At 37.9% G+C, this 13,068-nt stretch carries 13 protein-coding genes; 8 read left to right on the top strand and 5 right to left on the bottom strand.

Annotated elements, in window-relative coordinates:
• Positions 1-12 precede the first annotated feature (12 nt).
• On the bottom strand, positions 13-165 hold the full coding sequence (locus ACM0OW_RS10335; RefSeq protein ID WP_414550025.1) for a hypothetical protein: 153 nt from the start codon (positions 163-165) through the stop codon (positions 13-15).
• Between the two features lie 216 nt (positions 166-381).
• Here ACM0OW_RS10335 and ACM0OW_RS10340 point away from each other — a divergent pair, with 216 nt between their 5' ends.
• Complete coding sequence (locus tag ACM0OW_RS10340; protein WP_414549964.1) at positions 382-1,716, top strand: class I SAM-dependent methyltransferase; 1,335 nt, start codon at positions 382-384, stop codon at positions 1,714-1,716.
• 223 nt (positions 1,717-1,939) lie between these two features.
• Here the strand turns inward: ACM0OW_RS10340 and ACM0OW_RS10345 are convergent, their stop codons facing one another.
• The gene (locus ACM0OW_RS10345) at positions 1,940-2,911 is read right to left on the bottom strand and encodes an FkbM family methyltransferase (protein ID WP_414549965.1); all 972 of its coding nucleotides are present in this window, start codon (positions 2,909-2,911) and stop codon (positions 1,940-1,942) included.
• Positions 2,912-3,386: 475 nt separating this feature from the next.
• Between ACM0OW_RS10345 and ACM0OW_RS10350 the strand changes: the two genes are divergently transcribed.
• The 3 genes from ACM0OW_RS10350 (at position 3,387) to ACM0OW_RS10360 (ending at position 6,734) form a co-directional block, all read left to right on the top strand.
• Positions 3,387-3,911: a type IV pilin-like G/H family protein gene (locus tag ACM0OW_RS10350; RefSeq protein WP_414549966.1), complete on the top strand. Its 525-nt coding sequence runs from the start codon at positions 3,387-3,389 to the stop codon at positions 3,909-3,911.
• A gap of 182 nt (positions 3,912-4,093) precedes the next feature.
• Complete coding sequence (locus ACM0OW_RS10355) at positions 4,094-6,292, top strand: hypothetical protein (RefSeq protein ID WP_414549967.1); 2,199 nt, start codon at positions 4,094-4,096, stop codon at positions 6,290-6,292.
• Positions 6,293-6,551: 259 nt separating this feature from the next.
• Positions 6,552-6,734 (top strand): hypothetical protein, encoded by a 183-nt coding sequence (locus ACM0OW_RS10360; protein ID WP_414549968.1) that lies wholly within the window; start codon positions 6,552-6,554, stop codon positions 6,732-6,734.
• Positions 6,735-7,109: 375 nt separating this feature from the next.
• Here the strand turns inward: ACM0OW_RS10360 and ACM0OW_RS10365 are convergent, their stop codons facing one another.
• A complete protein-coding gene (locus ACM0OW_RS10365) occupies positions 7,110-8,723 on the bottom strand; it encodes an FkbM family methyltransferase (RefSeq protein ID WP_414549969.1) in 1,614 nt (537 codons plus the stop codon).
• A 247-nt stretch (positions 8,724-8,970) separates the two neighbouring features.
• Between ACM0OW_RS10365 and psb28 the strand changes: the two genes are divergently transcribed.
• Positions 8,971-9,306, top strand: coding sequence for a photosystem II reaction center protein Psb28 (psb28, locus tag ACM0OW_RS10370; protein WP_414549971.1), 336 nt, complete (start codon positions 8,971-8,973; stop codon positions 9,304-9,306).
• Positions 9,307-9,375: 69 nt separating this feature from the next.
• Positions 9,376-9,879, top strand: a complete 504-nt coding sequence (locus tag ACM0OW_RS10375) for a MogA/MoaB family molybdenum cofactor biosynthesis protein (RefSeq protein WP_414549972.1) — start codon at positions 9,376-9,378, stop codon at positions 9,877-9,879.
• Positions 9,880-10,257: 378 nt separating this feature from the next.
• Here the strand turns inward: ACM0OW_RS10375 and mraY are convergent, their stop codons facing one another.
• Together mraY and ACM0OW_RS10385 are read right to left on the bottom strand one after the other, a co-directional pair.
• A complete protein-coding gene (mraY, locus tag ACM0OW_RS10380; RefSeq protein ID WP_414549973.1) occupies positions 10,258-11,361 on the bottom strand; it encodes a phospho-N-acetylmuramoyl-pentapeptide-transferase in 1,104 nt (367 codons plus the stop codon).
• Between the two features lie 147 nt (positions 11,362-11,508).
• Positions 11,509-11,748, bottom strand: coding sequence for a DUF3134 domain-containing protein (locus ACM0OW_RS10385; protein WP_414549974.1), 240 nt, complete (start codon positions 11,746-11,748; stop codon positions 11,509-11,511).
• Between the two features lie 242 nt (positions 11,749-11,990).
• On the opposite strand from ACM0OW_RS10385, the gene ACM0OW_RS10390 reads away from it, so the two are divergent.
• The gene (locus ACM0OW_RS10390) at positions 11,991-12,575 is read left to right on the top strand and encodes a PAP/fibrillin family protein (RefSeq protein WP_414549975.1); all 585 of its coding nucleotides are present in this window, start codon (positions 11,991-11,993) and stop codon (positions 12,573-12,575) included.
• A gap of 250 nt (positions 12,576-12,825) precedes the next feature.
• Entirely contained in the window at positions 12,826-13,038 is a 213-nt protein-coding gene (locus ACM0OW_RS10395; RefSeq protein WP_006194700.1) for a photosystem I reaction center subunit IV, read from the top strand.
• Positions 13,039-13,068 lie beyond the last annotated feature (30 nt).

Below are 13,068 nucleotides of genomic sequence, written 5' to 3' on the forward strand. Positions count from 1 at the left end.
ATCTTAACTAAGTTATAAACCTAAAGAAGTTTCAAAGCTTTCAAAGACCACAGGTTTTAAATTCGCTAGTCCTGCATAGATAGCATCTGTGTAGCCGACTTGCCCAGAACCAATAATTACTAAGTTTTCTACAGTCGGGTTAGTCATAACATTAAGCATATTCATAACGACTATGCTTAATATAATATTAAAGCTGGTAGTGAGGACTTTAGTCCTCTAGTGATAGAAATGTCAACTATTGGGGCATACTAATATTGAAGTCTGTACCTGCTCTTGAGCCAAAAAACAACCAGAAACGTAGAAACGTTTCCCGAAATGTCTATACATGACCAATAACTATCAGCACATATCAGAATCAACTAACTATTAAGAGAGAATAACATGACAAATTCAACGCCAGACTTATGGGCAAAGATTCGCCAACAATTTGATAGTTCACCGTATCCTAATCATGCTCTTGATAAGTCTCCTAAAGGTGATGTTAATGCACTATACATTCATAACATAATTACCCCTTATTATCTGAGAAATCAGAAAGTTATAGACACCAAAAACAAAGTAATTTTAGATGCTGGATGTGGAAGTGGTTATAAATCCCTAATTTTAGCGGAAGCTAATCCTGGGGCAAAAATTGTTGGTGTTGATATATCAGAAGAGTCGATTAAACTTGCCCGTCAGCGTTTAGAATATCATGGTTTTGACAATGCGGAATTTCATGTTTTGTCAATATATGATTTGCCGAATCTAGATTATCAATTTGATTATATTAACTGTGATGAAGTTCTCTACTTCTTTCCTGATATAGCTGTGGCGTTGCAAGCAATGAAAGCCGTCTTAAAGCCGGAAGGTATTATTCGCACCAACCTACATAGTTCATTTCAAAGATTACCTTTTTTTCGCGCTCAAAAGCTCTTTTCTCTCATGGGTTTGATGGATGGCAATCCAGAAGAATTAGAGATGGATATTGTTGTCGATACAATGACAGCTTTAAAGGATAATGTCAATCTCAAATCTACAACTTGGGATTCTAAACGTGAAGGAGAGAATAGAAAAGAGAGAATTTTAGCGAATCATTTATTACAAGGAGATAAAGGTTACACTGTTACTGATATGTTTACAGCATTGAGTGCAGCTAATTTAGAGTTTATCAATATGAGAAACTGGCGACAATGGGATTTGATGAACTTATTCAAAGAACCAGATAATTTACCTGCCTTTCTGGGAATGAGTTTACCAGAAATTTCCTTAGAAGATCAGTTTCAATTATTTGAACTACTCCACCCTGTCCATAGATTATTAGACTTTTGGTGTGGACATCCCCAAGCAGCAAATCCTTTTGTAGCAGTTTCTGAATGGTCTGACGCTGAATGGGAAAATGCCACAGTACATCTACATCCAGAATTAAAAACTGCTGATTTCAAAACAGAAGTTATGGCTTGTGTTAGCGAAGGTAAAACTTTTCCTATCCGTAAATATCTAGCTTTAGGTGAAGAATTGGTCTATGTGGATAGCTCAATGGCTCTGTGCTTACTACTCTTGTTTGATAAACCTCTGTCAATGATGTCTTTAGTGGAGCATTGGCAACAGTTTAGACCTCTTGATCCTCTAACGGCAAAACCTATTGACAAAGTAAAAGTTTTTCACTTGTTACAAAAACTGCTATCGGTGCTACAAGATTTTGATTACATAATGCTAGAGACTCAATCTCAATCCTAGTTTGTAGTGAGCTATTTATCTCTCAAAGAATGTTTTATCAAGTGGTTGGTGATGGATCAAAAAATCTTATATTCTCCCCAACCACCTTTTTGATGTGGGAATAAAATTTCAAAGATACCCTTTTGAGTGAAATTTTTGGGCATATGGATATGATATTAGAGTTGAGAATAATCCTATCAGAGCAAGGATGAGCAGGACTTTAGTCCTGACTACAAACTTGAATTTATTTTTTCAGATAAGGAAGAATATTAGTTACTACAGGTAAAGAATCTAACCCATTTTCAACTAACTGGGGAAATTGAGATAAACTCTCTATAATAGTTTCGGCGAAATTGTACTCTGAATTGTCTCCATAATTAACCGTCAGGTACTCTAATAACTCTAAAGCATAATCAGGAAAACCTAAAATATCAGCTATACAAGCTATTTTGAGAATTTTACTAAGTTCCTTAACAACAGGATTTACATTTTCCCCTATCGGGTCTTGCAGATAAAAAGCATCTCCCCAAAGCATTTGTCCAGAGCGAATTTTTGATGCTATTGGTGAACGAGCGCGAACACGATAGGCAGGGGTTAAATCAAATAATGTAAAACCATGTCCTCTTAAATAAGCATCTACATCAGCAAATAAAGGTTGATTTGCATATATATGTGAAAATTCAACTTCTGTTTGAATCCCCAATACGCCACGGTTTAAAATTTCAGATGCTCCTTTTAAAACATCAAGTTCCGCACCTTGGACATCAATTTGTAAAAAATCTATGGTGTTAATTCCTTCCTCAGCGCAAAAAGCATCTAACGTGGTTGTCTCAATATCCATAGTGAAATCCAAATTACACAATTCCGGTAAGCTGGAAAATCTATCTGTATATGGTTCATTCGGTGGATACAGAGAACTACACATAGGATGCTTTGTCACATAAAGGGTTTTCTCTTCGATAGACTTACCCAGGGCTAAAGGAATATGTTTTTCAGTCCAATTGATGTTTTTCAACTCCAGGTCAGCTTCAGCAGCTTCACAGGCATCTGCATCGGCATCAAAACCGTAGATAGTCAGATTAGGAGCAAATAAATTCCAAGCACCAGCACCGTAGTCATCTTGTGATGATAATTTCCGAGAGCCTACGTTGCATATTGTGATGTGAATTTGGTCAAGGCGACCTTTTTCTTTAAGGCTTTTGATAAAGACAGACATAGCGTGTTTAATCTCTGTATACTTTCATCAGCAAGTATCTGTTGCACATTCCACACTGTCAACTCTCCCATAAGTTAAAGGCTTGTAGTAAGGACTTTAGTCCTTTCCATCTCATATCATCCACGCTTCGCACTCAACGCTGCTACAGCCGCAAGGCTTGACAAAAAAGAGCTAAAGTTCTTACTACGAACTTAATTACAAGAATGTTACATTGCTTAACATAGTTTGATTTATGAACGCGCCACCAGTATCAATCCCTATATTCCCTGCTGAACTCAACAGATAGTGCTTCTGTGGGTCACAACTCCGGTTTGTCAAAGAAGCCGAAATTGTCTAAGTCTTATAAATGCTTGAAAATATGACCTATTGATATATGAGGAAAAAAATTTTTTAGTTGGGGTGATATGAAATTGATCGAGTGTGGGTAAGTTATATCTAGAACGGGAAAACAATTTATAACTCAGGAAAATTACTTATGAAAAGCGAATTAAAAGCTAAGTTCCTCCAACACATCCAAGGCAAAAAGAAAAACGAAGAAGGTTTCACCTTAATTGAATTGTTGGTTGTTATTATCATCATCGGTATTCTGTCCGCTATCGCATTACCTTCTTTCTTGAACCAAGCAGCCAAAGCTAAACAATCTGAGGCAAAAACTTACGTTGGTTCAGTAAACAGAGCGCAACAGTCTTACCGGATTGCAAACCCAAGCTTTGCAACTGATGTTGAATCACTGGAAATTGGTATTCCTACATCAACTGTAGACTATGACTATGAAGTTGTTGTGGCAGAGACAGATGCCACATCTACTATCTTTGAAGCAACAACTAAGGATGCAGCTTCTCTGAGAAGCTATGCTGGTGGTGTTGTCATTCTCGCAAATGGGCAAACTTCTGCTGCTGCTTGTCAGACAACAGAGGTATCAGCTACTCCTCCAGATGTTACGGTAGATCCTGCTCTAGCAGCTGCTGCCTGTGAGACTACAAATCACAACATGAGATAAGGTTTAATGCTTTATTTTAGAAAATGCTAAATCAATCATAATTGATATAGCATTTTTTTATCTAATCATCTCACGTAATGTAGGGGTTAACGGTGTTAACCCCTGCTTTTGATTTTGAAACTTATGCCAAATCTGGTTTAATCTTTGTAATAGATTTAAAAACAAGGTAAGCATTTTTAATCATGACCACTCAGTTAAATAATCAAATTTCTTCAATTCCCACCTTATTAACTATTCAACAATATGAACAAAATATTACTAAAAATCCCACAGAAGTTATTAACTATTGGTATTTAGGATTAAATTTATTATTAGAGGGTAGAGAAGAAGAAGCACAGATTACTTGGATGACTCCATTTCTTGAATTTGGAGAACAAGAATCAGAAAAGTGGCTGCAACAATTAACAGAAATATTATTAAATGCTGCTCAACAACAAGAAGCCAATTCTCACTATCAAATAGCTTGGGCAATTCGTCAACACATTAGAGAATTTGTCTCTGATGATATTAATAATCTTCTAAAAATAATTGAGCTAAACATTGACTTAAAAATTCATGATTTAGAAACAAATACTAATCAATTAATTGAAACTATATCTCAACTCACAGAAACCCCAGTTTTTGATAAAAACTTATTAGTTCAAGTAATTGAAAAGTTAGTTCATGCTGACCCAGTTAATCCTCCTGTCTTTATAGATAAATTGGTAGAAGCATTTATACCTTATTTATTAACTTCTGAAACTATTATTAAATTATTGGCAGATAAAGCTGATGCCTATCATGATTTCTTTTACGAGCATATGTCAATGTATTTTGCCAAAATTTTGCTCCGACTAGAACCTAATAATCTCAGCTATATTAGAAAAATTATTTTTCCCCTGCAAAAACTAGGAGGAGATTATAATAAAGAGTCTATTCCTTGGGCAAACAAATATTTAGAAATATCTCAAGATTTAGTTGATAAAATCATGGGTACGCACTTTTTGTTGGACTCATTATTAACGTCTTGTGGAAATTGGGAAAAATCAGTTCAAGCTTACGAAAAATATAAACTATTTTTAGCTAATCTTGTTGCTAGTAAAACAGAAAGCGAACGGTTATTTGAAATTTCACTCATTGGTGCTTTTTTACTATACATTGAAGATAATCCGGGTGAAAATAGATTACTTCGTAATGGAATAGCGGATCTCTGTCAACAAGTGATATGGAAAAAGTTTCCTGAACATATCAAGACTTATCAACAACGTTTTAATTCACCTCGTCCTGCTTTGAGTGAGCGTCCTTTAAAAATAGGCTATTTATCTAGCTGTTTTCGTACTCACTCGGTCGGTTTTTTAGCTTGGTGGTTATTAAAATATCATGATCGGCAAAAATTTGATATTCATTTATATTCTTTAAGTAATCTTTCCCAGGATCTACAACAACAAGCTTATCAAAAAGACTTTGGTGATCATTTTCATCAAGATTTTCCTTCGTTGGTAGCAATAGCAGATAAAATTAATCAGGATGAAATAGACATTTTAGTTGATTTAGATAGTTTAACTTCTTATAAAAGTTGTACTATCATAGCCATGAAACCGGCACCAATTCAAGTTACTTGGTTAGGCTATGACGCAACTGGGTTCCCCACAGTTGATTATTTTATTGCTGATAACTATGTATTACCAGAATCAGCACAAGATTACTATAGTGAAAAAATTTGGCGACTCCCTGAAAACTATATAGGTATTGATGGCTTTGCTGTAGGAACACCAACTATCAGCCGAGAATCGTTAGATATTCCTGATGACGGGATTATTTATTTTAGTTCCCAAACCGGGTTAAAACGTAATCCTCATAATATCCGGTTACAAATGCAAATTCTTAAACAAGTTCCTAATAGTTATTTTATCCTTAAAAGTTATCGAGCTAATGAGCAAGATTTAAAAGACTTTATCCACCCAATTGCTGAAGCCGAAGGAGTTGATTTAGAATGCTTAAGATTTCTATCTACCGTACCTTCAGGTACAGAACATCGCGCTAACTTAGCCATTGCTGATGTAGTTTTAGATACTTACCCCTACAACGGCGCAACCACAACCCTAGAAACCCTGTGGATGGGTATCCCCTTAGTCACCAGAGTAGGAGAACAATTTGCAGCGCGTAACAGCTACACCATGATGATGAATGTAGGAGTTACAGAAGGTTTAGCTTGGAGTGATGCAGAGTATGTAGAGTGGGGTGTGAAATTAGGTAAAGATGAACAATTGCGACAACAAATAGCGTGGAAGTTGCGAAAGTCAAGACAAACCTCTCCATTATGGAATGGTAAGAAATTTGCGCGTGAGATGGAGAAAGCATATCAGCAAATGTGGGAGAAATATATTGATAGTAAAAAATAGTGGATAGTGGATAGATCCCCGACTTCTTAAAGAAGTCGGGGATCTGGGTTGATGTAGGGAAATCCAATATTTATTGTAAATTTAATTATAATCAAAATATGGAAATACTAACAGTAAATCAAATTTTAGAGAAAGTTAAAGCATTCCTCCAAAAAACCTATCAAGATAATTTAGATAAAGTGATCTTGTTTGGTTCTCGTGCTATCCTGAATTTGCAACTTCTAGGTCTTATTATAGTATGTTTTATTTAGCATAAGCTTTGTTATTAAAGGAAAACTTATCTTATTCTAGTCATGCTGCTGTGATTTCTGCTTTAGGTAAATACTTGGTAAAAACTAATAAAATTCCTAGTAAATATCATCGTTATCTCATTGATGCTCAGGATCAAAGAAATAGAGGTGATTATGATGTTAACCCTGATTTAACTAAAGAAGATGTTTGAAAAGTGGTTGGCTGTGATTTTAGGCACTCGCAGATCCCCCCTAGCCCCCCTTGAAAAGGGGGGAATTAGAATCAAAGTCCCCCTTTTTAAGGGGGATTTAGGGGGATCTATAATGTTTTGCTACCAACAATGAGACTTTTAAAACATCCTCTAAAGAAGATGCTAATAAATTGATTGTGCAAGCTGAAGAAATGTTAAATTTTACCAATCAATATTTAAGTCAACAGATTTAAATTATGTCTGATATAGAAGAATTCACGTAGCAGTAGAGAAAATTATCGTAAACAATAATTGCTTAAAAGCTCGTAGTGTTCGCGTAGCGTCTCGTAGAGAGGACTTCAGTCCTCCTCTTTCCCGGAAGCACTAAAGTGCTTACTACGAACATTCAAACATGAACATTTTTTCAGGTGGTAAGGCAATAAAATTTAACTGTTCTTGAAAATCTTTATCAGAATTGACTGGGATTAGTTTTTGAATATAAGGTTGATAGTGAAATAGTTCATATCCTATTTTGTTTAAATATTGTGCCACTTCAATATTACTGCCTTGACTGCCGGCAATATTTTCATATAGAATCACTGGCGCAAACTCAGCAATTAATTTCTCACTACCAAGGAGAACAGCCATTTCATGTCCTTCTGCATCTAGTTTGAGGAAATCAACTTTATCAATATTTTCTTGCTCTATTAAACTATCTAAAGTAAAACAGTTTGCTTCCTCAAAAGCGTATCCAGTCATCTTCTCTGCTGCTTCACTGGAAACTACCTGATTTAGTTCATTAGCAGAATGTAGTAATAACTTTATTTTACCATTGCGATCGCTTGCAGCCCCGGCACAAACCTTTACCCACTCAAATTGATTAATTCTACAGGTTTCTTGTAAGGAATTTACACAAATAGAGAACGGTTCCACAGCGAAAACTCGTCCCTCAGACCCAACTTTTGATGCAGCGCTGAAAGTATATACACCGATATTAGCACCAACATCAATAACAGTCATACCGGGTTTAATATTATTGCGCCAAAACTCCATTTCTTTTTCAAACCAGTCTTGCTCAGTAATTAAAACACTGGTTGCAATGCTACGCAAGCTTGGCTCAACTGCCATGATCATATCACTTTCAAAAGCTACATAAGTGAATGAACTATTTATTGGTAATTGAGTCCAAGACCATTGGGGAGTTAGGGAATTTGACTGATAAAATTTACGTGATACTTCTTGCCAATAATCTGCCACTGCTGTATGGTTTAAATTTCGATAAGCCAAGTAAAGCGCTTGCAGAATAGGTGCAGAATCTGGTACTAACTTTCTAGCTTGATGTAAATATAAAATTCCTTCTGGTTCTCCAGCCATTAAACTAGATATTCCCAGCTTGAGATTAGGAATAACTGAATTTGGTGAAAGTTGAGCAGCTATATTTAAAAAACGACGACTTACAGCAGTGTAAAAAGCTATCTGTGAGCGACAGATTATTTCACTTAATAAAAATAATGCTTGTTGGTAACTATTGACAGATAATAAATTATTTTCTAAGCACTGTTGCTCATTTATGGAGAATTTATTGTTACCTTCAAAGGTATATATTAAAAAATTACTCTGATTTTCAGAGGATACATAAGCAGACTGGAGAGAGTGAATCAAAGTATTAAATGATATCTCTACTGCTTTTGCTCTTTCGCCAATTATGTTATGAATTAAAGCAAGATGGGCTGCACACATAGGATGTCCATCTATGTTTAAGCCATTATTCAGAGCTTCAATAGCCATTTCTATATAGACTGGACGCATCACAAGATTGTCATCACATTGTTCGGCTTCACTCAGTGCGACTACTGCGATGTTATTCCAATCAGCCGACGACTGAGGATCATCCCAATCAGTATTTTCCAGAATTACAGCAATTTTAGATACAGTATCAGATGTAATACAGGGAATTAGTTTTTTAATGTATTGCAAATATACATGATCAGCAGCAGAATCAAAGTTCATATTTTAATCAGGTTCAAAGTATATAGTTGTGGTAATTACTTAAATAATAGCAATACTCTATTAAACAGAATACCCAAGATAATCCAGAAACTAACATCTAGGCTGCAAATTTTCAAGACTGACTCGAAAAAACTACCCAGAGGCTCAGATCCCCGACTTCTTGAAGAAGTCGGGGATCTATAGTTCCCAAAAAATGAGAGAATTACAAGTTAACGATTACAACTACACAATATTAAATACACAGATCATGGTCAAAATTCAATTTTCTAAAGGTATTGACGAAGAAGTAATTCCCGAAGTACGCTTGACGCGATCGCGCACCGGTGACAGTGGCACAGCAACCTTTATCTTTACAAATCCCCAAGTATTGGCGGAAGGTAGCAGCGAAGAAATCACTGGGATGTACCTGATTGACGAAGAAGGCGAAATCATTACCCGCGAAGTTAAGGGTAAATTTGTCAACGGTAAACCAGAAGGCATAGAAGCGGTTCATGTGATGAAATCCGCCGAAGAATGGGAGCGTTTTATGCGCTTTATGGAACGGTACGCCGAACAAAACGATTTGGGATTCAATAAAGCTTAACAAATATGGAATGGGGCATGGGGCAAATCTCCCCCTCATCCCCCTCTTGTCCTCATATCTTTAATTCTCGTGTCAACGCAACCACATCCCGACTGTCCAGGAAAGATTGTCACCTGCGCTGTTGTGACGGTCAGTGATACTCGTAACCCAGAAACTGATAAAAGTGGTCAGATCATCCAGCAATTGCTGATTGCGGCTCACAATGTTGTGGAAGCATACAAAATCGTCAAGGATGAGCCAGCGCAAATTCAAGCACAAATAGAAGAACTGAGTAAAAATGCTCGTTTAGATGTAATCATCTTCAATGGTGGTACTGGTATCGCTCCCAGAGATACCACCTATGATGCGATTGAGAAATTATTAGAGAAGACCTTACCTGGATTTGGGGAGTTGTTCCGATTTTTAAGTTATCAAGAAATTGGCTCACGCGCGATCGCTTCTCGTGCTGTGGCTGGAGTTTATCAAAATAAATTAATCTTCTCTCTTCCCGGTTCTAGTAATGCGGTGCGATTGGGGATGGAAAGGCTGATTTTGCCAGAAATGGCTCATTTGGTTAGTCAGATGCGAATTTAGGGGAAAAACCTCACCCTGGTTTTGCTATGCAAAACCTGTCCCTCTCCTTGGTAAGGAGAGGGTTTTGTGCAGATGTCTTTGGGTTCGTTTCTGCGCCCCTCCTCGCTTGCCTACCCACAAGTCTTATCAAGTTGCCTCATCACGTTTTGATCCCCCCTAGCCCCCCTTGAGAAGGGGGGGAAATTTCTTAAAGTCCCCCTTTTTCTACGCCGAAGGCGCATCCCCGAAGGGGTTTAGGGGGATTTAGGGGGATCAGATCACTTGTGTGTACACCGTAGCCTTGTAGGAGAGAGGTTTGGAGAGAGGTTTACATCAAAAAACCCCCGCATATACGGAGGTTATTGTTTATTAAATTAGTTTTTCAAAAGTTCAAAGGTTTTAAAAAGGTGAAATTGCTAAACAAATAACAGCTAAAATCGCAGCGATGATATAAAAAACCGCTACAACTTGTAATTCTGACCAGCCGGTTAACTCTAAATGATGGTGTAGGGGAGCCATTTTAAATAAACGCTTACCTTTTCCATCTGGTCCCTTTGTCGCTTTGTAATAACCTACCTGAGCGATGACAGAAAGGGTTTCCACAAAGAATATCCCACTGAGAATAAACAGCGCTACCAAACTATTAGTCAGTAATGCGACAGCAGCTAAAGCCCCACCCAGTGCCAAGGAACCTGTATCACCCATGAATACACGGGCTGGGTTGCGGTTATGGGCTAAGAAACCTAAGCAACCGCCACTTAAAGCGGCACAAAACACCATCAATCCAGGGTAAGCTGGGGCGACTATAGCACCTAATGCTAGTAAGGCGATCGCCACGGTTCCTGCGGCTAAACCATCAATACCGTCAGTTAAGTTAGTGGCGTTACTTTCTGCTACTAAGACAAAGCCAGCCAGAGGCCAGAATAAGAATCCTAAAGGTATTGTTAAGCTCACCCAAGGTAAAGCTATATTTGTAATATGAGAATGCTCAGTGGACATTAGCCACAAACAAAACGCGGCTGCAAATACAATTTGCAACGCTAGTTTCATCTTTGGGGATATGCCTTTGTTTGATTTGCGGCGCAGAATTTGCCAATCATCCAGCCAACCCACAAATCCATAGCTGAGGGTTAAAGCACAGACAGCAAGCACTTCTGGGGCAAAATTGGAAAATACGCAGGCGATCGCCACAGCTACGGGGACAAAAAATATACCCCCCATCGTTGGCGTACCAGCTTTCTTTAAATGAGCTTGGGGTCCATCTTCACGAATGATTTGCCCAGTTTTGAGGGCTTGTAGCAGTGGTATCACCACAAAGCCGATAGCAGCTGAACTCACGGCTGACACCAACAAGGGTAAAGTCAGTGACATCCCTTGCCAAGGCGTTCTATTGCCCAGCCAATCAAATATTAATGCTGCCACACTCAGCACTAAAACTAAACCAGAAGCTAATCCAATACCCGAAACAGTTGATCCTTGGTTAGGAGACAATTTAGCGTCCACAAAAATTCCCTTCACTCCACACTTATAAAATTCAAAAATCAGAACAATACATATTAACTAGTTCAGTACGGCACAAATCACCATCTATGTCATCAGGCTAAAGCCTTTTGACTTCCGCGTAGCGGTATAGTCCCCAGCCTGTTGAGGCTAATCGTCGTCTATACTCACATCACTGTCATCATCCATATCAAAGTCCTCTATGCCGTCTTCCGTACTCAATAATTCTGAAATTTCTGCTTCTTGCTGTGAAAAATCGGTTTCTTGAGCCTTACGCGACACTAGACGACCTTGAAATTGCAACCAGTCCAACATAGAAGACTCTTGCTTGAGTGGGATTACCTGTGCGCGTTGGTTACGGGGTTCTTCACTTAAGGGAGAATTCAACATATCTACGAAAACACAAAAAGGTTTATGTAACTAGACATTAAGAAGTCTATCACTGACGAGGGATAATTTAATTATTCATTCGACTCTGGGGTGAATAAATCCGCAAGCTGACAGAATTATTTTATTTAATAGTGGTAAAACAACCTGGAATAGATTTTTAGTGTTTTGTAAGTTGCTATACATACGACATTAATATCGACTTAAGGGTGGATGAATTCTGATAACTTTTGAGGTAATAGACGATGATCGGCAAAGCAAATCTGATTGATGCGATCTCGGGGACAAATCGCGGGTTACTAGCGAGTGAACCACAAAAGCAGGCTATCTTAGCGGCGATCGCTAACTTGGAAGACTTTAATCCTACGCCTCGCCCTGTAGAAGCAAGCAACTTGCTCGATGGTGATTGGCGTTTAATATATACAACCAGCAAGGCTCTTTTAAACTTAGATCGCATCCCTTTCTGTAAACTTGGTCAAATTTATCAGTCTATTCGGGTCAACACTAACAGCGTTTATAACATAGCCGAGATTTATGGACTACCTTATCTCGAAGGTTTAGTGAGTGTAGCTGCCAAATTTGAACCTATTTCAGAAAGACGTGTCCAAGTGAAATTTCATCGCTCAATTCTGGGTTTAAAACGTTTAATAGGTTACAGTTCTCCCGCCAGTTTTATCCAACAAATTGAAGCTGGTAAAAAATTTCCGGCGATTGATGCTGCGATAAACAGTGAGAAACAGCAAGGCTGGCTGGACATTACATATATAGATAGTGATTTGCGAATAGGCAAGGGTAACGAGGGTAGCGTGTTTGTTTTGAGCAAAACATAAACTTTTGCTAATTTGTGTATTTCCGAATGAAGTTAAACGATCATTGGGTTTTTGTCAAGGAGGGTCTCACACCTATTTTAGGTTTGGGGTTAAAAATGAGTAAGTACTCAAAGGAAGAGATCAGCGCAATAGGGGAGGATAACACTCAGGTGATAAATAACTTAACAAAGGCTCTAGGCGAGACCTAGACGATGTACAGTGAAATCAAATAGCCCCTATTGGCAATCAATAATTAAAAGGGAAGATAATCATGGTTCAACGTGGTTCTAAAGTACGTATCCTCCGCCCCGAATCCTACTGGTTTCAAGAAGTAGGCACTGTGGCTACTATCGACCAAAGCGGCATTAAGTACGCAGCAATTGTCCGCTTTGATAAAGTCAACTACTCTGGTATCAACACCAATAACTTTGCCATAGACGAATTAGTTGAAGTAGAACCACCAAAGGCTAAAGCCAAAAAATAAGCAGTTGTAGCACTTGTAGGGTGGGTTAGG

It is taken from the genome of Anabaena sp. CCY 0017, assembly GCF_963920885.1.
Taxonomy (GTDB): domain Bacteria; phylum Cyanobacteriota; class Cyanobacteriia; order Cyanobacteriales; family Nostocaceae; genus Nodularia.

Coding starts and splice junctions, on each gene's coding strand:
- ACM0OW_RS10335 (WP_414550025.1), bottom strand. CDS start 165: ATGAATATGCTTAATGTTATGACTAACCCGACTGTAGAAAACTTAGTA.
- ACM0OW_RS10385 (WP_414549974.1), bottom strand. CDS start 11,748: ATGTTGAATTCTCCCTTAAGTGAAGAACCCCGTAACCAACGCGCACAG.
- psb28 (WP_414549971.1), top strand. CDS start 8,971: ATGGTCAAAATTCAATTTTCTAAAGGTATTGACGAAGAAGTAATTCCC.
- ACM0OW_RS10345 (WP_414549965.1), bottom strand. CDS start 2,911: ATGTCTGTCTTTATCAAAAGCCTTAAAGAAAAAGGTCGCCTTGACCAA.
- ACM0OW_RS10390 (WP_414549975.1), top strand. CDS start 11,991: ATGATCGGCAAAGCAAATCTGATTGATGCGATCTCGGGGACAAATCGC.
- ACM0OW_RS10365 (WP_414549969.1), bottom strand. CDS start 8,723: ATGAACTTTGATTCTGCTGCTGATCATGTATATTTGCAATACATTAAA.
- ACM0OW_RS10355 (WP_414549967.1), top strand. CDS start 4,094: ATGACCACTCAGTTAAATAATCAAATTTCTTCAATTCCCACCTTATTA.
- ACM0OW_RS10340 (WP_414549964.1), top strand. CDS start 382: ATGACAAATTCAACGCCAGACTTATGGGCAAAGATTCGCCAACAATTT.
- ACM0OW_RS10395 (WP_006194700.1), top strand. CDS start 12,826: ATGGTTCAACGTGGTTCTAAAGTACGTATCCTCCGCCCCGAATCCTAC.
- ACM0OW_RS10350 (WP_414549966.1), top strand. CDS start 3,387: ATGAAAAGCGAATTAAAAGCTAAGTTCCTCCAACACATCCAAGGCAAA.